Origin of the sequence: Bergeyella porcorum (assembly GCF_042427575.1) — a bacterium.
Taxonomy (GTDB): Bacteria; Bacteroidota; Bacteroidia; order Flavobacteriales; family Weeksellaceae; genus Bergeyella; species Bergeyella porcorum.
Genome location: NZ_JBHMFD010000007.1, coordinates 233,921 through 256,569, shown reverse-complemented (window position 1 = coordinate 256,569; position 22,649 = coordinate 233,921). Strand labels below are relative to the sequence as shown.

Below are 22,649 nucleotides of genomic sequence, written 5' to 3'. Positions count from 1 at the left end.
TTTTGTGAAAATATTTTTTATTTTTTTTACAAATTCCCTGTAATAGCCTTTATAATGTCGTTTCCAAAGATAAGCACCATCAAGCTAAGAAGGAAAATCACCCCGATCATCTGGGCATTTTCAAGCACTTTTTGAGGGACTGGCTTCCCTGTAATGACTTCCCAAAGGGTAAACATCACGTGTCCTCCATCTAATCCTGGAATTGGTAAAAGATTTAAGAAGGCTAACCAAACGGAGAACATTGCGGTGAATGTCCAGAAATAAGTCCAGTCTATGGATAGGGCTCCCTCTTTATCCTTAGCGATAGACATTTGGTTGATAATGCCGATAGGGCCAGACACTTTCTTGTAGCCTTGCACTTTTCTATTGAATACCAATTTGAATTGTTTAATCTGATAGGTTAATGCTTCAATAGAGCGGGTTAATCCTCTGCTAAAGGCTTGTGGAAAGGTGAAAGATTTTTCTGAAATAAATTTTTCGTACTGCTTATAAGAGCTGATTCCTATTTTGCCTTCTGCTGAAACAGGAATGCTAAGCGGTATGATTTGCTGATTTCTACTAACTTCCATTGTTACTTTTTTCCCAGCGAAAGGGATTAAAGCTGTAGGCACCTCATCATAAAACGCTATCTTTTTCCCACCAATAGAAAGGATTTCATCACCAGATTTGAGACCTGCCTCCACCGTGGAAGGGGTTACTATGGTATCCACTACAGGCTTAATTCTAGGGGTGAGGAAGCTTTTCACGGTTCTCTCTTGGAAAACCATTGCTTTCCCTTCGTCGCTGGTAGGGAAGGTAACTTCTGAGCCATTTCTCAAGACGGTAACATTATCACTTAGAAGTACATCTAGAGCGAGTTTGTCCATATCATTCTGCACTTTTCCATCTACTTTTAATATTTTATCCCCGTCTTTAAAGCCCATTTTTTTAGCAGGCTCACCGTAGCTGATGGCAATATCCCCTTTTGTAGCATCAAAGGTTTTTTCTCCATTGAAAAACGATAAGCAAGAGTAAATAAACCAAGCCAAAAAGAAATTTACCGTAACCCCTCCTAGCATAATAATCAGTCTTTGCCAAGCGGGTTTGCTACGGAATTCCCACGGCTGTGCAGGTTTTTTCAATTGTTCGGTATCCATACTCTCATCTACCATTCCTGCTATCTTTACATAGCCTCCCATTGGCAACCACCCGATACCCCATTTGGTGTTTTCAGGGTATTTTCTCCAGTCGCCTTCTGGTAGGGTATCTGTATCTATTGGGATTTCTATTTTTTTGCCATCTTTTTCTATTACTTGAGTATCGGGCAAGTTTTTAGAAAAGAATTTGAATCGCCATTTTCCATTGATTTTTTTCATCGAAAAGAGAGAAAACCAAGGGTCGAAGAAAAGGAAAAATTTCTCCGCACGGGTTTTGAACCATTTGGCTGGTAAGAAGTGTCCCAGCTCGTGCAGGAAAACTAAGATTGAAATACTGAGTATGAATTGAAAAATCTTAAGTGAAAGTTCCATTAATAAAATTTTGATTTTTAAATAAAAAGTTTTGCAAATGTACTAATTAATCAAAAGTATGCCAAAAGAAAAAGACTCTCGAAATAGAGAGTCTTTATAACTGTATAAATAATTGATTTAGAAATTAAATGAAACCCCAAGGCTACCATTATTTCCAAATTCTCCGTAGATACCCACTTTGTTGTTAAAGAAATATCTTACGCCCAAATGAGCTCCGATACCGAAGTCGCTACCTAAAAGACCTAAATTAACCCCTGGATAGATATCCCACTGAGAAGGTAAGTTTAGAGGCTCTTGTAAGTGGAATCCCACTCTACCAAATACGAAAAAGTTATTATCCTTGTTGTTATCTTTATAACTATCAAAATAAATATTCGCCCCAGCACCTACGGATACTATTTTACCCAATCCATAGTCATAAGACCCCGTAATACCAGTACCATATCCCCAGCCATTAAGACCTACTTGTACCTTTTGGTCGCCTTTACCGTTCCACGCTTGTGCAGATGCAGTACCTATTGCAAATAGCATTGAAAATGCAAGAATGAGTTTTTTCATAAGATTTATAATTTATATTTATTGTGGAACGAAGAGAAATGATTTTTTATTGCAGAGGAGTTGCTATTTTTGTACGGATATATAAACTTGATAAGAATGGAGGGCAAAATGAAAATTTTAGGACTCAATTACAATATTAAATGGAAAGATAAAGTATTTAATTTCAATAAAATAGAACAAAAACTATCAGGAACGAAAGCTGATTTATTTCTCTTACCTGAAATGTTTGCTACGGGATTCTGTATGGAACCTCACGAGATAGCAGATAGAAATATGGAAACTTTACAGTGGATGCAGTCCTTTGCTAAGCAGAATAATGCTGCCGTATGTGGGAGCGCATCGGTAATGGAAGATGGAAAGTTCTACAATAGAATGTATTTTGTAAAACCCGATGGAAGTTTTCATCAATACGATAAAAGACATTTGTTTTCCTTCTCGGGGGAAGATAAGGTCTATGAACAAGGCGATGAAAGAGTTGTAGTAGAGTATCTGGGGGTAAACATCTTACTGCAAATATGCTATGACCTGAGGTTTCCCGTATTCTCCCGAAACCGAAATGATTACGATATAGCGTTATATGTTGCCAATTGGCCAGATAAAAGAGTGACCGCTTGGGAGCATCTCCTCAAAGCACGGGCAATAGAAAATCAAGCTGCTGTGTTTGGATTAAACCGAATAGGGCAAGATGGCAATGGGCTTCATTACACAGAAAGCTCTCATTGTTTTTTCGCTGATGGTTCGGTGATTTCGGAAAAACAAAATGATTTTGTCATAGCGGAAGTGGATATGGAACGGCTTACTCTATTCCGAACGCATTACCAATTTTTGAGTGATGCCGATGATTTTACATTGAAAGTATAAAACTTCCTCCCTCTAATCGCAGAGCATCTGCAAGGTTGCTTCATCAAATAAACTTTCATCTATAAAGTATTGTATGATAGCCTTCTTCATTAAAAGCGTTTGTTCGTTAGGTCTTAGCTCGGGGAGTGACTCTCGTTCGGTAAAGTGCGGGTAGCCGTCTTCATCGTAATGAGAAAAATCGTAGAAACCAAAAGGCTGTAGCAATCGACATACCGCAATGTGTATCAGATTGACCTTATCATCTTTGCTGTATTGTTGTTTTCCGCTGCCTAATTCTTGTATCCCAATAAGGTACAAAATAGTCTCTATGGCAATATTAGGTTCTGCATCAAAATGTTCTACAAAAAACTGTTCTACCTTTTTCCAAAGTTCTGCTTCTGTCATTATTTTCAATTGTTAATTATTCCTTTTTTGACTAAAATACATTATAAAAGAATATTTCAATCTAAAAAAGTATTAAACCAAATTTTTTCCGATACTATCTTTTTCGATGGCATTTTCGCATTTTAGCAAAAAAGCATATTCTAAAGCATCTTCTTTCAAAGCTTCAAATCTACCACTAGCACCGCCGTGTCCCGAACTCATATCGGTTTTGAAAAGAAGCAGGTTGTTGTTGGTTTTCAAAGCTCTTAGCTTGGCTGTCCATTTAGCAGGCTCCCAATACTGCACTTGGGAATCGTGGAAGCCTGTAGTGATTAGAATATTAGGATACGCTTGCATCTTCACATTATCATAAGGTGAGTAAGATTTCATATAGTCATAATACACCTTATCGTTGGGATTGCCCCATTCATCATACTCGCCTGTGGTGAGGGGAATGGACTCGTCTAGCATAGTGGTAACCACATCCACAAAAGGAACTTGGGCAATAATTCCATTGAACAACGCTGGTTCTATATTGATAACGGCACCCATCAGCAGTCCTCCTGCGCTACCTCCCATAGCATAAAGGTGTTGGGAAGAAGTGTATTGCTCCTTTACGAGGAATTGGGCGGCATCTATAAAATCATAAAATGTATTTTTCTTTTGAAGCATTTTCCCTTCTTCATACCATTCTCTACCCAGATACTCTCCACCGCGGATATGGGCAATAGCATAGATGAAACCACGGTCTAATAATGATAGCCTGACATTGGAAAAACTAGCATCTATCGTATGTCCATAGCTGCCATAGCCGTAGAGCAATAGTGGTGTATCTTTAGACTTCGGGGTATCTTTATGATAGACCAAAGAAATGGGTACAGCTTTGCCATCTCGGGTGGGTGCCCAGATGCGTTCAGAAATATAATTGAAAGCTAAAAACTTACCTCCTAAAACCTCTTGCTGTTTCAGTAATGTGGAAGTTTTGGTTTCCATATTGTATTCCAAAGTAGAACTAGGCTTGGTGAGTGATGTATAACCGTAGCGTAACAATGGGGTGTCAAATTCTAAATTTAAGCCGATATAAGCCGTATAAGTAGGGTCTGAAAATGGTAAATAATGACTCTCGCCATTTTTAGTATTGATGATTTTCAGTTGCAATAAGCCCTCTTGCCTTTCTTCTAAAACCAAGTGATTTTTAAAAATTTCAAACCCTTCCAATAGCACCGCTTCACGGTGTGGGATAAGGTCTTCCCAGTGCTCTATGCCACATTGATTAACTTTGGTTTTTACAAGTTTAAAATTGGTAGCCTCATTGGCATTAGTTATGATGTAGAATTCGTCTTCATAATGTTCTACAGCGTATTCCAAATCTTCGGTTCTAGGATGGATGATTTGCCACTTCGCAAAGACATCATTGGCGGGAATAAACCGATGTTCATCTGAAATTGTACTAGAACTAGCAATGAAAATATAATCTAAAGATTTGGTTTTGTAAACATTAACATCAAAAGTGTCATCTTCCTCGTGAAAGACCAAAACATCTTCTTCTGCGGAGGTGCCTACCTTATGGCGATACACCTGATAGGCACGGAGGTTCTTATCTTTTCTGATGTAGAAAAAATGTTCGTTATCATTCGCCCAGACGGCTTTCCCCGTGGTGTTAGGAATGGTGTCACTTAGGATTTCACCTGTTTTTAGGTTCTTAATCTGGATGGTATAGATTCTTCTGCCCACATTGTCTGAAGAATAGGTGGCAAGTTCATTATTAGGGCTTACCGCTACACTTCCTACTTCAAAGAAAGCAAAACCATCGGCTAACCGATTGACATCAAAGAGGATTTCCTCCGTGTGTTCCAAAGTCTGATGTTTTCTACAGAAAATAGGATATTCTTTCCCTTTTTCGTATCGGATGATGTACCAATATTCATTGAAAAAGTAAGGCAAGGAAGCGTCATCTTTTTTGTATCGAGACTTCATTTCCTCGTAGAGGTGATTTTGAAAATCCTCGGTATCCTTCATCATAAAATCACAGTAGGCATTTTCCTCTTCCAGATACTGAATAACCTCAGGGTTTTCTCTTTCGTTCATCCAGAAATAATCATCTGTACGGAGGTCGCCGTGTTTTTCTAAGACTTTATGTATTTTTTTAGCTTGAGGTGCTTGCATCATTTTTGTATTTAAATAAAACAAAAAACCATCTCATCCAATGGGTAAAGGAAAAGACGGTTAGTGATAAGATTCAAAATCAATTATTTTTCGTTTTTAATGAATTTTTCTATTGCCATCGTCATAGATGGGTTTTCCTTAGTAGGTGCCATCAAGTTTACGGTAAGACCAGATTCTTCGGCAGCATTCTGGGTTGTTGCTCCAAAGACCGCTACTTTGGTATCGCCTTGTTCAAAGTCTTTGAAGTTTTCGTGTAGAGACTTAATCCCTTGTGGGCTGAAGAACACCAGCATATCATAATCTTTGATAGAAATATCAGATAGGTCAGAGCAAACCGTTCGGTACATAATGGCTCTTGTCCAGTCGATTCCTGCTTTGTCTAGCACCGCTGGGATATCAGAATTCATCACATCTGATGCAGGAAGCAGGTATTTCTCATCTGGAAATTTCTTGAAAATAGGCAATAAGTCTGCAAATGTCTTTTCTCCAAAACTGATTTTTCTTTTTCTATAAACAATGTGTTTTTGAAGATAATTGGCAATCGCTTCAGACTGGCAAACATATCTCATAGAGTCTGGAACAGCAAAACGCATTTCCTCTGCCAATCTGAAATAATGGTCTATCGCATTTTTACTTGTGAAAATGACCCCTGTATATTGTGACAAATCAATTTTTTGGGTTCTCAAATCCTTAGCATCTACACCTTCCACATGGATAAATGGGCGGAAATCTATTTTAATTTTTTCCTTTCTTGCAATTTCCAAATATGGTGAAGATTCTGGTGGATTTGGTTGAGAAACGAGGATAGATTTTATTTTTGCCATCGATTTTATTTTTAAGGAAATAGCAATTTCCACAGTGCTAAAAGCGGTGCAAATTGCAGCGTGCAAATATACAAAAATTTATAATACCACTCATTGGGCAAAACAGAATTCCTATTGAAGAAAAAATAGAAGATTTTGAACACCGCCGCAACACCGAATAACACTAGGCAAATCTGAAAAAGCATAAGATTATCTGTAGGGATAAAGTACGCCATATAGTTAGCAACTATCAGAACTATTGATGCCCCAAAATAGAACTTAGAGCTTACAAAATACAATTTCCCCCATTTTTTATCTTGTCCAATGGAGGAATAAAATAGAAAGGTAAAAATAAATTTAATGAAATAAAATGCACAAAAACAAAGAAGGGCAAAACCAAAATTGTTTAAAGAATAACCCAAAAGGTTCAGTTGTGCAATTTTTTTCGGCAAAATAGGAATGAACTTAGCCGTTAAAGAAGATAGCAGCGTAATATGCACCAAAGAAATCAATAGCCAAGATGGAAAAATATTGCCAGAATCCACAAAAGGTTGTAGAAAAAAATCCTTCACACCAGACTCCCGTTGCAAATATTGCAATACAATGATAAACACCAATATCGCCCCTAATAGGACAAATACAACCCAGTCATTATTTTCTACTAATCTTATCAAAAGTATATTTTTTGCAAAAGTAAGAATATTTAGCATAGATTAAATTACAAAATACCGATTTTGGATTTAATGATTTTTTTTCGTATTTTGGGCGAAACACTTATACAAAAGATATGAAACTGAAATTTCTATTACATTGGACGATTATACTGCCCATGATTGCCAGTATTTTTTATTTAGGCGGTTTTTTGGATGATGGCGTTGCTCCCAATGTTGCGGGAGCGATATTGCTTTTCGGGAGTGTTTTGGCAGCAGTGCATCACGCCGAAGTGGTGGCACATAAGGTGGGTGAGCCTTATGGCACCATTATCTTGGCTATTTGTATTACCATTTTAGAGGTAGGGCTCATTATTTCCTTTATGCTTTCTGGGAGCGAAGGAGCTCTTACCTACGCGAGAGATACAGTATTTGCAGCGGTGATGCTGATTCTCAACGGAATTTTAGGCATCTGTATTTTAGTGGGAGGAGTGCGTTATCGTGAGCAATTCTTTGCCCGAAGTTCTGCTACAACCTATTTGGTAAGTTTAGTTGCAATTTTAGTACTCACACTTGTATTGCCCAATTATACCTCTTCTGTGGCAGGACCTTTTTATACGAATAGTCAATTGGCTTTTGTTTCTATCGCTTGCTTGATTATTTACAGTACTTTTCTGATGGTACAAACGGTAAGGCATAGAAACTACTTTGTAGATGATAGAGATGGTAATGAGGAACACGATGAGAAACCTTCCCTTATTGCTACAATAGTCAGTTTGGTGATGCTCATCGTATGTCTTGCGGTGGTGATTTTTATGGCAAAAGGACTATCGCCTGTGATAGAAGGTTTTGTGAAGGCAATGGGAGCTCCTAAAGCTTTGGTAGGCGTAATTATTGCATCAGTAGTATTATTACCAGAGGGGCTGGCAGCTGTAAGAGCAGCGAGGAATAATCAGATTCAGTCTTCGGTGAACTTGGCATTGGGCTCTGCATTGGCGAGTATAGGGCTTACAATCCCTGCCATCTCTGCCGTTTGTATAATGTTTGACATTCCATTTACTTTGGGGATAGACCATAAGTCTATTATCCTTCTGGCACTATCGGTTTTTACTGTCGTTATTTCTTTGAGCAGAGGAAAAACCAATGTTTTGTATGGGGCGGTTCTATTGGTTAATCTCGCGGCGTATATCTTTACAGTAGTATTTCCTTAGATTTTTGAATTTAGTAAAAAAAAATGGCAAGATTTATCGTCTTGCCATTTCCATTTTATATGCCATCAATTGGGATATGTTTTTTGCTTTGTAGATTGCCATTTCGGCTTTGGTACCTGTGAACAACTCTTCCACGGTTGCTGTCCAAACTTTCAGCCAGTGGTCAAAATGGTGTTTTTCCATTGCTTTGATTTCATTAATGGGAAAGTGAGCCGCCATAGGATTGCCTTTGTAGGAAACTTGCCCGAACAAGAGTGTTTCCCAAAACTGATACATCTTAGGCAAATGCTCGTTCCAATTTACTTTTGCAATATCGTTGAAGAAAAATCCTATGACTTCATCTTTCTTGATTTTATCATAGAATGTATTTACCAGAATTTCAATATCTTCTCTTGTTTCTAATAGTTTCATAGGTAGATTTTGTGAGGTGATTTATTTTTTATAAGATTTCACTTTTTTCACTTCTTCTTTTATGTAGGGATATTTTTGTTGCATATCTTCTACTAGCGAAGCGTCTAGCTTTACTGCAAGCGATAGGGCTTCCAATCCTTTTTCTTCATCGTTTAGATGATAATAGCAGTTGCTAAGCTGATAATAAAGCTCTGCTCTTCTGTGGATTAAGATGCTCTTTAGCAAAACAGCGACGGCTTTTTCGTAATCTTCCAAAAGCATCAGGACTTCTGCATAAGCATACCAATTGTAAAAACGATGAGATTCTACATCTACCAATGTTTTTAGGCAAGATAAGCTTTCTTCAAATCTTCCTGAATCAATGTACAAAAACGCCAATCTTTTTTGATAATCAAGGTTGCCTTCATTGAGCAAAGTGGCAGCTTTGGCAAAGTAAAGGGCTTCGTTTTTCTTGCCCATTTCTTCATAGAGGTAGCTTTGTTCCATCATTGCAAGGTAAAACTGAGGGTCTTCTATCAAAGATTTTTGAAAATAAGAGAGGGCGTTGACCCATTGTTTCATTGCCTTGTAGCAAAGTCCAATTTTATAGTAAGTAAAAGCCTTGGTGTATTCTAGCTCCAAAGTTTCTTGGTAGGTTTCTATAGCTTTATCGTATTGTTTCAGAGCTTCATAGCACGCAGCTTTATTAGCATAGACATTGATGGAGGCTGGGTTAATGGCAAGCAGATAGTCAAACGCTTTGATGGCTTCTGGATAATTTTTTCTTGCGAAATAAAATTGCCCCAACTCATACCACGCTGTTTCCGAGAAAGAGAATTGATCCAAATAATCATTGATAAATGCTAAGGCTTCATCGCTTTTATTCAAATCGCTGAAACAACGCATAATGTTTTCCAAAGCATAATCATCATTAGGGTCGTCTTGCAACGCTTGCTTGTAATAATGTAGTGCTTTGAAAGGGTCGCCCAGATTCACATATTCATCGGCAATAAAATTGCTAAGGAAGTTGATTTCTTCCCCAAGTTTTAGGGCTTTCTTACAATATTCTATAGATTTGGTAGGATTGCTAAGATTAGAGTAATATTTTGCACAGCAAATGAGAAAATCTGCATTGTCCATAGAGGAAGATTGCAGCTCTTCTATCAATGCTCTGGCTTGTTTGTAATCCTCTAATTCTAAGAGAACTTCTAATTTTTTTATTTTAATCTCAAAGGAATTAGGGTGTAGTTTTAGTCCGAAATTAACGGCCAATTCTGCATAGATAATATCGCCTAGTTCGAGGTAGTGTATGATGATTTGCTCCAGCTCTTCGGAGTCGAAGTAATATTCATCTTGGTTTTCTATCATTTCCTCGAATCGCTTGGCGAGTTCGTTGTCAAAAAAATCTTCCAATAGTGTTGTTTAATTTACAATTGGTGTAAATTCTAGTTTTGTTAGTTAAGCCCTTTTCAAAGCGTTAATCTCTGAAAAGGGTTGAGTTTTATTTTAATTATATCAAACTTTTGATTTTCTCTATCATTCTATCTGCCAGTTCGTCTGCTTCTTGCTGAGATTGAGCCTCGGTATAGATGCGGATAATAGGTTCTGTATTAGATTTTCTCAGATGCACCCAGTTTTCAGGGAAATCGATTTTCACGCCATCCACAGTAGAAATCTCTTCGTTTTGATATTCTTTTTCCATCAAAGTTAAAAGATGATCCACATCAATTTCTGGCGTTAATTCAATTTTCTTTTTACCCATAAAATACGCAGGATAAGTGACTCTAAGCTCCGAAACTGTTTTGTTTTCTTTAGCTAAATGTGTCAAAAACAATGCCACGCCCACTAAAGAATCTCTTCCATAATGTAAATCTGGATAGATAATTCCACCATTGCCTTCCCCTCCAATTACGGCATTTTTTTCTTTCATCAGGGTTACCACATTTACTTCACCTACCGCACTTGCAAAATATTCAGAATTGTGAGATTGAGCAACATCTCTTAAAGCCCTACTTGAAGATAAATTGGAAATAGCAGCTCCTTTTTTGTGTTTCAAAAGATAATCGGCAACGGCAACCAAAGTATATTCTTCGCCGAACATTTCGCCAGTTTCATCAATTAGTGCCAATCTGTCCACATCGGGATCTACCACGATGCCTAAATCGGCGTTTTCCTGCTTTACCAATTCGCAAATATCGGTAAGGTGTTCCTTCAAAGGCTCTGGATTGTGTGGGAAATGCCCGTTGGGTTCGCAGTAGAGTTTTACCACTTCGCAACCCAATTGTTCCAAAAGTGGCGGCAGGGAAATACCGCCCGTAGAGTTTACAGCATCTAGCACCACTTTGAATTTTTTGGCTTTGATAGCATCAGTATCTACCATTGGCAAGTCAAAAATCTTTTGAATATGAATGTCAAATCCATCATTTCGGGTTTCGTATTTGCCTAGGTTGTCCACTTCGGCATAGTTAAAATCTTCACTTTCAGCAATGGCTAAAACTTCGGCACCATCTTGTCCGTTAATGAATTCTCCCTTATCATTGAGGAGTTTTAGGGCGTTCCATTGTTTTGGATTGTGCGAAGCGGTGAGGATGATGCCACCATCTGCATTCAGTTCAGGAACTATCACTTCTACGGTAGGTGTGGTGGAAAGTCCTAAGTCTATCACATTGATTCCCAAACCTTGAAGCGTTGCCGTAACCAAGGAAGAAACCATTTGTCCAGAAATTCTAGCATCTCGCCCAATGACGAGGGTGAGGTCTTTTTTATTTTTATTATTTTGAAGCCAAGTTCCGAACGCAGAGGTGAATTTCACTACATCTAGAGGAGTTAGATTGTCATCTACTTTTCCTCCGATAGTCCCACGAATGCCCGAAATTGATTTGATTAATGCCATATTTATTACAATTATTTTTTAAAATTTTACTTTACAAAAGTAAGGAAAAAATATAATTCTTTGGATTGTTGTGTTTCTTTAGTAGGTTAAACGTACGAAATTTATAATCCGTTAATAACTAACGATTTGTATTTTAGTTACTTTCTGTAAAAGTGATTGAAGCTTAATTGTAACGCGCTGATATTCAATGCGTGTATTTGGAAAGTTTCCGTGCTTGGATTGTGAGTTATTTTAGAAATAAGTATATTTACAAGCACTTAGTAACATTATAATATCTAAAAATACGGAATTATGAAACAAAAGTTGTTATTAATGAGTTTGGTTTTGATTTGTAATATTTTATTTAGTCAAAATCACAAGATGGTTTATACTATGAAATACAAGAGAGATTCTACAAACGAACAACTTGTGAAGAAAAATATGGTATTGTTGGTAGAAAAAGATAAAACGCTATTTATTTCTGAAAATCAATTCGAGCACGATTCCATTAAAATTAACTCAAATGATAAAAGTAGTCAAAGAATATATGATTATGACTTTATGATTTTGGAAGACAAGTCCAAAGAAAAGACTGAACACTTTTTTAGTTTATTGACTGACTTATATTCTCTAAAAGACAAAACTATAAAACTACAATGGATACCCACCAATGTAACCAAGAAAATCCACCACTATAATACTCGAAAAGCTACTCTAAAACACTCTGGAAGAGAATGGGAAGCTTGGTTCGCAGAGGAAATTCCCATCAATGAAGGACCTCATATTTTCAGAGGGTTGCCAGGTCTTATTATAGAAATAAAAGATACTCAAAATAACTATATTTTTGAATTAGTATCTATTGCTAAAATTGAAAACATCAGTATCGATAAACTTATTCCTAACAATATTGCTGTAACAAGAGAACAGTTTAAAAAAGTCAAACTAAACTATTATAACGACCCTTATAGTGATGCTCGACTTGGTAAAATGAAAGTTCGTTGGGTAGATGAAAACGGCAAAGAGTTTACCCCAAATTATAGAGAGCTAACATTGGAGGAGCAAAGGAGTATCAGAAAATATAATAATCCTATTGAACTTTCAAATGCGATAGTCTATCCAGAAAAGTAATGAGTTATTTCAGGTGAATGTCCTCAAAATACTGCCTATTGTGATTTGAATCACACTATTAATATGCTTTATATTATAATTTTGTCTTTAAATAAAAATTTTTATAAATTATGAAAAAACTAGAATCTTTAAAAAACAAAAAATTTGACAAAATCAATCTTTCTCTTATTAGAGGAGGTCAAGGGAATGAGTCGAGTATCTCTGATTGTACAACTCTAAATTTGACAAAAGTAAGAGCAACAGGGGAAATTAAAAGAGAAGCTGATACCGATGATTCAGATTGGGCATCATATTAGAACTATAGGAGGATTGTTCCTAATCCTTCTATTATGTTTGTTTTGTCGTTGTGCTCCAGTTATCAATAGAAATGTTATGATAGAAAATGTGTCTGGGGCTTTTCATAAAAAAATATCTTTTCAGAGGTATGGACTAATTGTTTTAACAGTAGGCATCAAATCATTCAATAAAAAGGAAAGAAAATATATAAATCTTTACTCTAAAGATAAGACTTTATTGTTCGTTGCAAAAAATGAAACAGGAGGAAATCTTATTTTTGAAAATATATCTGTAATGAAAAATTACAATAATTACTTAAACCAAACTAACCATATCCCGTTTAATGAAAAAACATTTACTTTATTTAATGAGAAAAAAATAAAAGTTTTAGAAAAAAATTATGTAGTAAAAAATAAAATTTTAATAAAAGATATTATTTTTAATCATAAGGATAATGTTTTATTGTATCAAATTCAAGTACATAAGACTTCTAATACTGTTAGATATAATTTTGATAGATATATAGAACAAATATTTGAGGGTATAAATTTAGAATAATGATTCTTATAATTTCAAATTCAAAATTTGAATCTGCCTAACCTAATATTTTTCAGAAAAATGCCTCTTCATACAATCTTTATTTTATCTTTGCCGTTGCAAATTATTTTATCCTTAATAAAAAATGAAAGGGATTTTAAAAATTTATCATCCAGAAGAGACTTTGAAATACCATATCAAAAGCTCTTATTGCAAAGCTATTTACAGCAATAGTCAGCACTTTTTGGAGGTGGAAATCGTAACAGATGAAGGCTTAGACCACATAGAAGATGACTCTCTGCAATATCATTTTCCACAAATATCTTTCAGTATTTTTGATTTTCCGATAACGCATTCCCAACTTAATGGAATGACATTTGCGGTGAATGACAACCAAGATGAAACCTTTACCGAAGTTAATCTGTTTTGCGATGAAGAAGCTTACCTCTACGAGAATGAATTGAGCTTTAGCGAAAATGCCCAAGGCGATATGGAGGTTACTTGGAAAGGAATGATAGAAGATTTCTACACCAATGCAGAGGAGCTCATTCCGTTTAAGTTAAAATGCCACTTCGGAGAAGAGATATTGGAAATAGACGAAGAATAAATAAACCCACAAAATAGCCCTCTCTAAACCATAATATTTATGGGCTTTTTGCGTTCATACTAACATTAAAAATACAATTAAGATGCAAGATAGTACTGTAGCTACAACCACCACCGTGCAATTAACCCCCGAGCAGCATACCTTTTCGCTTTGGGAAATTCTTACCAGCGGTGGCGTGATGGGAAACATCATTATGGCACTCATTTTTTTATTAGGCGTGTTGTCCCTATACATTTTCTTAGAAAGATACTTTTTCCTCAAAAGGGCAGGAAAAAACACACCCAACTTTCTTGAAAACATTAAAGATTTCGTGAGCGATGGCAAAATAGACACCGCCATAGATTATTGTAAAACCATAGACTCTCCTGAAGCCAGAATGATAGAAAAAGGCCTAGCAAGAGTAGGAAGACCCATTTCTGATATTTCTAATGCTATGCAAAACCAAGGGCAACTGGAAGTGTCAAAATTGGAGAAAAACCTCAATATTCTAGCCTCTGCATCTGGTGCTGCCCCTATGCTGGGGTTCTTAGGAACCGTTATCGGGATGATTATGGCATTTTTTGAAATTTCCAATGTTACAGGTGCTGTAAGTCCTAAGCTATTGGCTTCGGGGATTTATACCGCTATGGCAACCACCGCCGCAGGATTGGCTGTGGGAATACCAGCTTATTTCTTCTATAATATTTTGGTAACGAAAGTGGACCGTTTGGTACTGAAAATCCAAACCCATATCAACGAATTTTTAGACACTTTAAATAAACCTATCTAATGGAACTGAAACGAAAAAATAGAGTAAGTGCCGAGTTTAGTATGGCATCAATGACGGATATTATCTTCCTACTGCTCATTTTCTTTATGATTACCAGTTCTGCCATTAGCCAAAGTGCTATAGAGGTAAAACTACCCGAAACCAGTGCCTCTAACCCAAGTACACAAGACCCAACCGCTGTTACTATAAAAGAAGATGGAACCTACTATGTAGGTGATGAAAATATTCAGAAAGAACAATTGGAACAGTATTTGGTAGAAACCTTGAAAGGGCAAGAAAACCCTACCTTCACCATTAGAGCCGACCAAAATACCAAACACGGCGATGTGGTGTTTGCGATGGAAATTGCCGAGAAACACAAATTTAATATCGCCATTGCAACGATACAAAACAATTAATGAACTACGCTGTAAAACATAAAAGAAACGAACGAAAAGACCGCCGAAAAAGTGCAATCATCACTATTTTGGTGTCTTTACTATTGTTATTGGGACTTTATTTTTACACCTTTACCAAATACATTCCTAAAACCGAGGTGGTTACCACGATGCTCATCAACTTTGGGGATAAGCAAGATGGTTCTGGTACAGAAGAACCTACACCACAAGAAGGCTCAGCTGCCGCCATTGTAGAACCACAGCCTCAGCCTGAATCTGAACCTTTACCAAAACCCGAGCCCAAGCCTCAACCCATAGAATCAGAGAAGGTGATTACAGGAAAAAACACCAAGGTTGCTACCCCCAAAGTGGAAAAAAACAAGAAAACAGAAACGAAAGAAAAAACGGAGAAAACGGAGAAAAAAAACTCTGAAACCACTACTAAAAAGGAAGTGAAAAAAGAAACTTCCTCCAAAACGAGCAATAAAACGGCTGCTACCTCCACAAAAAGCACTGAAACCAGCAAAAAACAAGGAGATGCTCAAGGCAATGCTGCCATCGGAAATTTAATTAAAGCCCGAGGAACAGCACAAGGTTCACAAGGGAATAGTGCCAATAATACAGGAAACTCTGGCGATCCATTGGGAGGCAATAGCAATGGAGAAAGCAAAATAGGCACCGATAGGAAACTGATTGCCTACATCCCTGGTACAATGGGGCGAGGGGGCGCTAAACCCGAAAGCCAATGTTCTGCATCTGGGCAGATTGTTATTGCCTACACCGTAGATAGAGCAGGGAATGTAACCTCTGCAAGGAGAAGCAGTGGTATATCAGATAACTGTGTGGTTTCCACGGCAATCGCTTGGGTGAAACAATATGTAAAAGCCGAAAAAGCCAATACTTCTTCCACAGGAACTTATAGAATCACTTTCTAATAACCAATGCTAATGCAAGATTTTGAAAACCAATACCAAGAAGCCCTCGAATGGCTTTTTGTACAGATGCCTAACTATCAAATTGATGGACAAAAGGCTTATAAACCAGGATTAGGCAACATTACCAAACTATGCGATGTTTTCGGAAATCCTCAGGATAAAATTAAAACCATACACATTGGAGGAACCAATGGAAAAGGCTCTACCAGCAATATGCTGGCCTCCATTTTACAAGAAGCGGGATATAAAGTAGGGCTTTACAATTCACCTCACTTGGTAGATTTTACGGAGCGTATCAAAGTTAATGGAGAGAATGCCAATCGTACTTTTGTATTTGATTTTATCCAAAAACTAAAGCATTTACCCGAAGATATTCAGCCTTCGTTTTTTGAGTTTACCACCATTATGGCATTTGAATATTTTCATCAGCAGAAGGTGGATTTCGCCATTATTGAAGTGGGTTTAGGAGGAAGATTAGACTCTACCAATATTATTTCGCCTATGATTTCCGCCATTACCAATGTGGCATTAGACCACCAAAATATTTTGGGAAACACTATTGAGGACATTGCGAAGGAAAAAGCAGGCATCATAAAACATCAAACGCCCATCATTTCAGGGGATGAAAATTCTATAGTAAAAGCCATCATTCAGGAAAAAGCAAAAGAAAATGAGGCTATATTTATAGATGCCACAACGCTTTCTACACCTTATGAAACGGATTTGAAAGGGAAATATCAGCGAAAAAATCAACGCGTGGTATTGGCTTTGGTGGAAGCATTGCGAGAACAGCAGATTTTAATTCCTGAAGAAGCGGTAAAGGCGGGATTGCTTAATGTTCAGCAGAATACCAATTTCCTCGGCAGGTGGTTTGAGTTTTCACAGCATCCACTTACCATTTGTGATACGGGGCACAACCAAGCAGGATTGGAAGAAGTTTTTGCACAGCTCAATGAGATGCCACAGTTTAAACACATTGTTTTGGGCTTTGTGAATGATAAGAAAATAGACGAAGTTCTCCGTATTTTACCTCCCAATGCACAATATTATTTTGTAAAACCGAGCATCCACAGAGGGCGACATCCTCAGGATTATGAAAATCTATTGCAAGAAGCCAATATCAGCTATCAGATTTTTGATGAGGTTAATAAAGGCTATAACGCTGCAAGACAGCATTGTAGAGAAAATGAAATGATATTTATTGGCGGGAGTAATTTTGTAATTGGAGATTTTTTAGAAAAAAATTTGGAGAGAAAGAAATAAGTTGTATATTTGCACCACTCAAAACGAGTGAACGATTTACAAAATCGGGTTCTTAGCTCAGTTGGTTCAGAGCATCTGGTTTACACCCAGAGGGTCGGGGGTTCGAATCCCTCAGAACCCACCAAAAGGAACGATACCTTTCAAAAAAAATCGGGTTCTTAGCTCAGTTGGTTCAGAGCATCTGGTTTACACCCAGAGGGTCGGGGGTTCGAATCCCTCAGAACCCACCAAAAATCCTGAAATCTTTAGGTTTCAGGATTTTTTTTATTCTTCAAATCCATTGTGAAAAAATGTAACTTCATTTCATAATTATGAAAAAGCAATTGTTTCAAAATACTTATTTTTGTGGACATCATAAAAACTCGTATTTTGAAACTCAAAGGAAAGATTCTTTTAAAATATACGCTTGTTTCGTTGGCTTCGCTATTGGTTTTACTCACGCTGCTCATCTTCAGTTTGCGTTTACCTGCTGTTCAAAATTATCTAAAAGGACATCTGGTAACTTATCTTGAAGATAAAATAAAAACTAAAGTAAGCCTAGACCGTGTGTTTATAGGTTTTCCCAATAGCTTGGAAATAGAAAACCTCTACCTTCAGGGGCAAAAAGTGGATACACTGCTTGCCGCAGAAAAATTTCGTGTGGATTTGGATATGTGGCAACTGCTTAATTCCAAGGCAGATATTACCGCTATTGACGCGGAAGGCATCAATGCCAATGTGGTAAGAAATGCTGATGGAAGTTTCAATTTTGATTATATCATAGATGCCTTTGCCAGCAACGAGAAAGAGAAGGAAAGCAAGCCTTTTGTACTATCGTTAGATAAAATTGACTTGAAAAAGATTAGAGTTTCTTTCATTGATGAACAATCTAAAAACAATATCGCACTGCGTTTTAATCGCTTTAATACTCGGGTAAAAACCTTTGACCTTGATAAAAACGCCTACGCTATTGGCGACCTCAAAATGGATGGATTGAAACTAAAACTCCATCAGGGTTTTCTAGAGGAAGTTTCTGAAAATGTGGAGGAAACCGTAGATTCTCTTCGCCAGAAAAGCCCATTAAAAGTAGGCTTGGAAAGCATTAAACTCACCAACTTTGATATTGACTATGGGGATGAAAATTCAAAGACTTTTGCCAAAATATTATTCCAAGAACTCAATACAAAGGTAAAACATCTGGACATTGAAAATAGCCAATTTGATGTTAATCATTTAAAATTAATTGGAGCCGATATTAGGGCAAAACTGCACCTTGCAGGCACAAAAACAAAACCTCAAGCTTCCCAATCTGAACCTCAGCAGCCAATGAGCTTGCTTTTAGGGCAATTGGTCTTGGATAATGTTAAAGTCGCGTATGATAATACTGCAGCGAAATCTACACATCAAGGAATTGATTTTAACCATCTTAATTTCAGTCAATTAAATGCTGAAATAAGAAATTTTAAGATGGTCAATGGTACATTGGAAGGAAAAGTCAACTCTGCGGAAATCCGAGAAAAAAGTGGACTGAACATACAGAAATTCCATACCGATTTTGTTTACCAAGAAAAACAAGCGTATCTGAAACGCCTGCATTTGCAGACCCCATACACTACCTTGAGAGATGAATTGGTGCTTAATTACAACACCATTGAGCAACTGTCTTCCAATCCGGGAGCTGTAAAAATCTCCGCAAACATCCGCCAAAGTAAAATAGGATTTCGGGATATTTTGCTCTTCGCACCAGACCTGCGAAAGACCTCTCCTTTTAGCCAATATCCTAATGCCATACTCCACCTCAATACCCGATTGCGTGGCACTATCAACGATTTGGAAATTGCCACTTTGCAAATGTCTGGCTTGGGCGATATCAAGGCTTCCCTTTCTGGAAAAATCAAAAATGCTACCCAGCCAGAACGCTTGTTTTATGATATAAAACTGCAAAACTTCGGGGCATCGGCTAAAACCATTTTAAATATCACTCCTAAAGGTAGCATTCCGTCTAATATCTCGTTGCCTTCTCACTTTGCCATTTCAGGAACAGCAAAGGGAACTACACAGGTCATAGATACGCGGCTGAAAATGATTTCCTCATTAGGCAACGCCGATGTGGATGCCTTTCTAGATTTACGCCAAAAGAACAATGAGAAATATGATGTAAATGCCAATCTGGCTCAGCTTCAAATTGGGAAAATCATTCAGAATAAAGACCTTGGGATGGTAACAGGTCATCTGGTTGCTCAGGGACAAGGTTTTGATTTTGCCAAAGGTAATGCTTCGGTAAAAGGACATCTCACGGCTTTTGATTACAACCAATACCGATACAGAAATGTTAATCTAAACGCCAAACTCAACCGAGGTGCCTATCAAGTTCATCTCAATTCCAAAGACCCTAATGCCCAGCTTAATCTTTTAGCATCAGGCGTTTATAACGAACACCAGCCTACGGTAAACCTTAGCGGTAGCATCATAAAGCTAGATGTTCACAAGCTTGGTCTCTATGCAGAACCGCTGATTCTCGCAGGGAATATCGATGGGGCATTTACCAACCTCAATCCAGATTTTCTCAATGGCTATCTTCAGCTGGACAACTTTGCCATCTCGGATACCAAAGAGGTTGTTCCAATTCAGAACATTAGGCTTCAAGCCTCGTCTAATGAGCAAGAAAATACCCTTTCCCTTCAATCGCAGATTGCCGATTTGGAGATGAAGGGGCAATACCGCTTAACGCAAATCTTTGGTGCCCTACAAAGCACCTTGAACCAATATTATCAGTTTCAAAAACCATCGGCGTTACCTAAAATTCAAGCGGGACAATACTTTACGCTGGATGCCCGAGTGAAAGATGATGATTTGATTCGGAAATTTGTTCCCGATTTAAAATCCTTTGAAACCATTACCCTCCACGGTAATTACGATGCCGATAGCCGAAGCATCAGTTTAGAAGCATTGATACCAAGCGTTCAGTATGCTGAAAACACAATAGAAAATGCTACTTTCAAACTTTCTAATAATGCAGATGCCTTGCTCTATGATTTGAATGTAGGAAAAATCAATACCTCGCAAATTGCATTAAATCAAGTGGCTGCCACAGGAACTATTGCCGAGAATACCATCACCTACCATATCTCTACCAAAGATGATAAGAGCGTGGAGCAGTTCCTCATTGCAGGAAGTTTACAATCTGCTGATGAGGTGATGCAGATTTCCCTCAACCCTGATGGGCTGAAGCTCAACTATGACACTTGGGCGGTGGCTCCAGAAAATCAGATTAAATTTGGAAATGGGGGCATCTGGGCAAATCAATTCATCCTTAGTAATGAGGGTAGTCAGATAGCAATACAATCTGAACACCAAAGAATGAACGCTCCCCTCAATGTGGAGATTTCCAATTTCCAAATAGAAACCCTTACCGAAATGGTGAAAAAAGACACACTTTTGGCAAAGGGAACCATCAATGGGAATGTGAAATTGTTGGATTTTAAAAACCTTAATTTCAATTCAGATTTGAATATCAGCGAACTGCAAATATTCAATAATCCTATTGGTGATATTTCTGCGAAGGTCAATACCAAATCTGCACAGGTTCTGGATACCAATATCGCCCTCACGGGGTATGATAATGATGTGAGAATTACAGGCGATTATAATATTGCCCAGTCGGCTTTTGATTTAAAATTAGCCCTCAATCGGTTTCAGATGAAATCTCTCCAAGGCTTCACAATGGGGAACATCACCAATGCCGAAGGCTACATTTCTGGTGCAATGGACATCCAAGGGACACCCTCTAAGCCTAGCATTTTAGGGAAAATTCAATTCAACAATGTAGGGATGGAAATTGCCAAAACGGGTAGTGATTTTAGAAATATCAATGATGATATCTTATTCGTATCAGATGGTATCCGCTTCAATCAATTTAAACTGAATGATACTGATGGTAATGCCTTGATTTTTGATGGTAACATTTTTACGCCCAATTATCAGGATTTCGATTTTGATATGACCTTGAAAGCAAGGGATTTCAAAGCGGTAAATTCCAAGGAAGATAATGATAAAATGATGTACGGCGTTTTAGCCATCAATGCAGACCTCAACATCAAAGGCGATTTGGATTTACCAAAAGTAGATGGCAGATTAGCCGTTACAGACCAAACGGATTTCACCTTTGTGGTGCCACAGTCTTCCCCTACCAAGCAGGATAGAGATGGCATTGTAGAGTTTGTGGACCAAGACCAAATAGTGCTCAACCAAACCTTGAAAGCCGATAGCATCGATTCCCAAAGCGATATCCGCGGAATGGATGTGAATGTTAATATTTCTATGATCAAGGAGGCTAAACTTTCTCTCATCATAGACAAAGCATCGGGCGATTTTGTAAAACTGCAAGGCGAGGCAGACCTTACAGGAGGCATAGACCCATCGGGGAAAACCTCATTGGTGGGCGTTTATCAGGTGGAAAAAGGAGCTTATGAAATGTCTTTTAGTATGATTAAAAGAAAATTTGAAGTTCAAAAAGGCAGCACCATCACTTGGACGGGTGAGCCAATGCTCGCCCAGCTGGATATGACCGCCATCTATACCACCAATGCCGCTCCAATTGACCTGCTCCAAAACCAGCTCACCTCAGATGAACTGAACTACTACAAACAGCGCATCCCATTCAATACCCTTTTGATTTTGAAAGGTGAACTGATGAAACCTCAGCTTTCGTTTGATATTACCACAGCGGAAAACAATAATGCCGTTTCGCAGGAAGTGCTTGCCACTACCATCGCCAAACTGGAACAGCTGAGGGTAGATGAAAACGAGATGAATAAGCAGGTATTTGCCCTACTGATACTCAACCGCTTCATTGGAGAAAACCCTTTCCAGTCCGAAAGTGGATTGTCTGCCGGTACAATGGCGAAACAAAGCGTGAGCCAGATTCTTTCTCAACAACTGAATAACATTGCCTCTGACCTCATTGCAGGGGTAGATATCACTTTTGATTTTGATTCCTACGAAGATTATTCCACAGGAAGCAGAAACGAGCGTACCGACCTGAATGTGAACCTCAGCAAAAGACTCTTGGACGACCGCCTAAAAATCTCCGTGGGAAGTAATTTCGGACTGGAAGGAGAAGCCAGACAAGGCGAGCAGATGACCAATATCGCAGGGAATATCACCGCAGATTATATGCTATCTAAAGACGGAAGATACACCCTAAGAGCCTACCGAAAAAATGATTATCAGGTGGCGTTGCAAGGGCAAATCATCGAAACAGGTGTGGGCTTCATCATCACCCTAGATTATGATGAGTTCCGAAACATCTTCCGCCGCGTGAGAAAAAATCGTGATGCTAATAAACATCTGAGAACAATAAGAAAAGAAGTAGAATTTGTAAAATAACGCCAACT

General features: G+C 37.9%; 20 protein-coding genes and 2 tRNA genes. 13 read left to right on the top strand and 9 right to left on the bottom strand.

Annotation, left to right across the window (positions count from 1 at the left end; translation table 11 throughout):
* Positions 1-26: 26 nt before the first annotated feature.
* Positions 27-1,508, bottom strand: a complete 1,482-nt coding sequence (gene rseP, locus ACFFUE_RS04495; RefSeq protein ID WP_376833005.1) for an RIP metalloprotease RseP — start codon at positions 1,506-1,508, stop codon at positions 27-29.
* A gap of 117 nt (positions 1,509-1,625) precedes the next feature.
* Positions 1,626-2,066 carry a DUF6646 family protein gene (locus tag ACFFUE_RS04490; protein ID WP_376833004.1) on the bottom strand — a complete coding sequence of 147 codons (441 nt, stop codon included), beginning with the start codon at positions 2,064-2,066 and terminating at the stop codon, positions 1,626-1,628.
* Positions 2,067-2,174: 108 nt separating this feature from the next.
* On the opposite strand from ACFFUE_RS04490, the gene ACFFUE_RS04485 reads away from it, so the two are divergent.
* Positions 2,175-2,927 (top strand): amidohydrolase, encoded by a 753-nt coding sequence (locus tag ACFFUE_RS04485; protein WP_376833003.1) that lies wholly within the window; start codon positions 2,175-2,177, stop codon positions 2,925-2,927.
* Between the two features lie 12 nt (positions 2,928-2,939).
* Here the strand turns inward: ACFFUE_RS04485 and ACFFUE_RS04480 are convergent, their stop codons facing one another.
* The 4 genes from ACFFUE_RS04480 to ACFFUE_RS04465 form a co-directional block, all read right to left on the bottom strand.
* On the bottom strand, positions 2,940-3,311 hold the full coding sequence (locus ACFFUE_RS04480) for a hypothetical protein (protein ID WP_376833002.1): 372 nt from the start codon (positions 3,309-3,311) through the stop codon (positions 2,940-2,942).
* Positions 3,312-3,383: 72 nt separating this feature from the next.
* A complete protein-coding gene (locus tag ACFFUE_RS04475; protein ID WP_376833282.1) occupies positions 3,384-5,456 on the bottom strand; it encodes a S9 family peptidase in 2,073 nt (690 codons plus the stop codon).
* 83 nt (positions 5,457-5,539) lie between these two features.
* Complete coding sequence (locus ACFFUE_RS04470; protein WP_376833001.1) at positions 5,540-6,280, bottom strand: uroporphyrinogen-III synthase; 741 nt, start codon at positions 6,278-6,280, stop codon at positions 5,540-5,542.
* An 11-nt stretch (positions 6,281-6,291) separates the two neighbouring features.
* Positions 6,292-6,933 carry a DUF4271 domain-containing protein gene (locus ACFFUE_RS04465; protein WP_376833000.1) on the bottom strand — a complete coding sequence of 214 codons (642 nt, stop codon included), beginning with the start codon at positions 6,931-6,933 and terminating at the stop codon, positions 6,292-6,294.
* A gap of 113 nt (positions 6,934-7,046) precedes the next feature.
* Between ACFFUE_RS04465 and ACFFUE_RS04460 the strand changes: the two genes are divergently transcribed.
* The gene (locus ACFFUE_RS04460) at positions 7,047-8,120 is read left to right on the top strand and encodes a calcium:cation antiporter (protein WP_376832999.1); all 1,074 of its coding nucleotides are present in this window, start codon (positions 7,047-7,049) and stop codon (positions 8,118-8,120) included.
* A 33-nt stretch (positions 8,121-8,153) separates the two neighbouring features.
* Here ACFFUE_RS04460 and ACFFUE_RS04455 read toward each other — a convergent pair whose 3' ends face one another.
* The 3 genes from ACFFUE_RS04455 to glmM all read right to left on the bottom strand — a co-directional run bounded on the left by ACFFUE_RS04455 (position 8,154) and on the right by glmM (position 11,403).
* Positions 8,154-8,531, bottom strand: a complete 378-nt coding sequence (locus tag ACFFUE_RS04455) for a group III truncated hemoglobin (RefSeq protein ID WP_376832998.1) — start codon at positions 8,529-8,531, stop codon at positions 8,154-8,156.
* A gap of 21 nt (positions 8,532-8,552) precedes the next feature.
* On the bottom strand, positions 8,553-9,923 hold the full coding sequence (locus ACFFUE_RS04450) for a tetratricopeptide repeat protein (RefSeq protein ID WP_376832997.1): 1,371 nt from the start codon (positions 9,921-9,923) through the stop codon (positions 8,553-8,555).
* Between the two features lie 97 nt (positions 9,924-10,020).
* Positions 10,021-11,403 (bottom strand): phosphoglucosamine mutase, encoded by a 1,383-nt coding sequence (gene glmM, locus ACFFUE_RS04445; RefSeq protein WP_376832996.1) that lies wholly within the window; start codon positions 11,401-11,403, stop codon positions 10,021-10,023.
* 291 nt (positions 11,404-11,694) lie between these two features.
* Between glmM and ACFFUE_RS04440 the strand changes: the two genes are divergently transcribed.
* The 11 genes from ACFFUE_RS04440 to ACFFUE_RS04390 all read left to right on the top strand — a co-directional run bounded on the left by ACFFUE_RS04440 (position 11,695) and on the right by ACFFUE_RS04390 (position 22,641).
* Positions 11,695-12,510 carry a GLPGLI family protein gene (locus ACFFUE_RS04440; RefSeq protein WP_376832995.1) on the top strand — a complete coding sequence of 272 codons (816 nt, stop codon included), beginning with the start codon at positions 11,695-11,697 and terminating at the stop codon, positions 12,508-12,510.
* 110 nt (positions 12,511-12,620) lie between these two features.
* Positions 12,621-12,806 (top strand): hypothetical protein, encoded by a 186-nt coding sequence (locus ACFFUE_RS04435; RefSeq protein WP_376832994.1) that lies wholly within the window; start codon positions 12,621-12,623, stop codon positions 12,804-12,806.
* Between the two features lie 76 nt (positions 12,807-12,882).
* Complete coding sequence (locus ACFFUE_RS04430) at positions 12,883-13,344, top strand: hypothetical protein (RefSeq protein WP_327983576.1); 462 nt, start codon at positions 12,883-12,885, stop codon at positions 13,342-13,344.
* 124 nt (positions 13,345-13,468) lie between these two features.
* Positions 13,469-13,930 (top strand): hypothetical protein, encoded by a 462-nt coding sequence (locus tag ACFFUE_RS04425; protein WP_327983575.1) that lies wholly within the window; start codon positions 13,469-13,471, stop codon positions 13,928-13,930.
* An 82-nt stretch (positions 13,931-14,012) separates the two neighbouring features.
* Positions 14,013-14,699, top strand: a complete 687-nt coding sequence (locus ACFFUE_RS04420) for a MotA/TolQ/ExbB proton channel family protein (RefSeq protein ID WP_327983574.1) — start codon at positions 14,013-14,015, stop codon at positions 14,697-14,699.
* Positions 14,699-15,097, top strand: coding sequence for an ExbD/TolR family protein (locus ACFFUE_RS04415; RefSeq protein ID WP_376832993.1), 399 nt, complete (start codon positions 14,699-14,701; stop codon positions 15,095-15,097). Before ACFFUE_RS04420 ends, ACFFUE_RS04415 begins: the two co-directional genes overlap by 1 nt.
* Entirely contained in the window at positions 15,097-16,011 is a 915-nt protein-coding gene (locus tag ACFFUE_RS04410) for a ferric siderophore ABC transporter substrate-binding protein (RefSeq protein WP_376832992.1), read from the top strand. The genes ACFFUE_RS04415 and ACFFUE_RS04410 overlap by 1 nt, the downstream gene beginning before the upstream one ends.
* Before the next feature lie 12 nt (positions 16,012-16,023).
* Positions 16,024-17,274, top strand: a complete 1,251-nt coding sequence (locus tag ACFFUE_RS04405) for a bifunctional folylpolyglutamate synthase/dihydrofolate synthase (protein ID WP_376832991.1) — start codon at positions 16,024-16,026, stop codon at positions 17,272-17,274.
* Positions 17,275-17,320: 46 nt separating this feature from the next.
* Positions 17,321-17,398 (top strand) — tRNA-Val (locus ACFFUE_RS04400).
* A 28-nt stretch (positions 17,399-17,426) separates the two neighbouring features.
* Positions 17,427-17,504, top strand: a tRNA-Val gene (locus tag ACFFUE_RS04395).
* Positions 17,505-17,619: 115 nt separating this feature from the next.
* A complete protein-coding gene (locus tag ACFFUE_RS04390) occupies positions 17,620-22,641 on the top strand; it encodes a translocation/assembly module TamB domain-containing protein (RefSeq protein WP_376832990.1) in 5,022 nt (1,673 codons plus the stop codon).
* Positions 22,642-22,649: the final 8 nt, after the last annotated feature.

Bases quoted from the DNA above. Each gene is read 5' to 3' on its own strand.
- ACFFUE_RS04475 (WP_376833282.1), bottom strand. From the start codon at position 5,456: ATGCAAGCACCTCAAGCTAAAAAAATACATAAAGTCTTAGAAAAACAC.
- ACFFUE_RS04490 (WP_376833004.1), bottom strand. From the start codon at position 2,066: ATGAAAAAACTCATTCTTGCATTTTCAATGCTATTTGCAATAGGTACT.
- ACFFUE_RS04430 (WP_327983576.1), top strand. From the start codon at position 12,883: ATGATAGAAAATGTGTCTGGGGCTTTTCATAAAAAAATATCTTTTCAG.
- glmM (WP_376832996.1), bottom strand. From the start codon at position 11,403: ATGGCATTAATCAAATCAATTTCGGGCATTCGTGGGACTATCGGAGGA.
- rseP (WP_376833005.1), bottom strand. From the start codon at position 1,508: ATGGAACTTTCACTTAAGATTTTTCAATTCATACTCAGTATTTCAATC.
- ACFFUE_RS04405 (WP_376832991.1), top strand. From the start codon at position 16,024: ATGCAAGATTTTGAAAACCAATACCAAGAAGCCCTCGAATGGCTTTTT.
- ACFFUE_RS04440 (WP_376832995.1), top strand. From the start codon at position 11,695: ATGAAACAAAAGTTGTTATTAATGAGTTTGGTTTTGATTTGTAATATT.
- ACFFUE_RS04420 (WP_327983574.1), top strand. From the start codon at position 14,013: ATGCAAGATAGTACTGTAGCTACAACCACCACCGTGCAATTAACCCCC.
- ACFFUE_RS04435 (WP_376832994.1), top strand. From the start codon at position 12,621: ATGAAAAAACTAGAATCTTTAAAAAACAAAAAATTTGACAAAATCAAT.
- ACFFUE_RS04485 (WP_376833003.1), top strand. From the start codon at position 2,175: ATGAAAATTTTAGGACTCAATTACAATATTAAATGGAAAGATAAAGTA.
- ACFFUE_RS04425 (WP_327983575.1), top strand. From the start codon at position 13,469: ATGAAAGGGATTTTAAAAATTTATCATCCAGAAGAGACTTTGAAATAC.
- ACFFUE_RS04460 (WP_376832999.1), top strand. From the start codon at position 7,047: ATGAAACTGAAATTTCTATTACATTGGACGATTATACTGCCCATGATT.
- ACFFUE_RS04410 (WP_376832992.1), top strand. From the start codon at position 15,097: ATGAACTACGCTGTAAAACATAAAAGAAACGAACGAAAAGACCGCCGA.
- ACFFUE_RS04480 (WP_376833002.1), bottom strand. From the start codon at position 3,311: ATGACAGAAGCAGAACTTTGGAAAAAGGTAGAACAGTTTTTTGTAGAA.
- ACFFUE_RS04415 (WP_376832993.1), top strand. From the start codon at position 14,699: ATGGAACTGAAACGAAAAAATAGAGTAAGTGCCGAGTTTAGTATGGCA.
- ACFFUE_RS04470 (WP_376833001.1), bottom strand. From the start codon at position 6,280: ATGGCAAAAATAAAATCTATCCTCGTTTCTCAACCAAATCCACCAGAA.
- ACFFUE_RS04455 (WP_376832998.1), bottom strand. From the start codon at position 8,531: ATGAAACTATTAGAAACAAGAGAAGATATTGAAATTCTGGTAAATACA.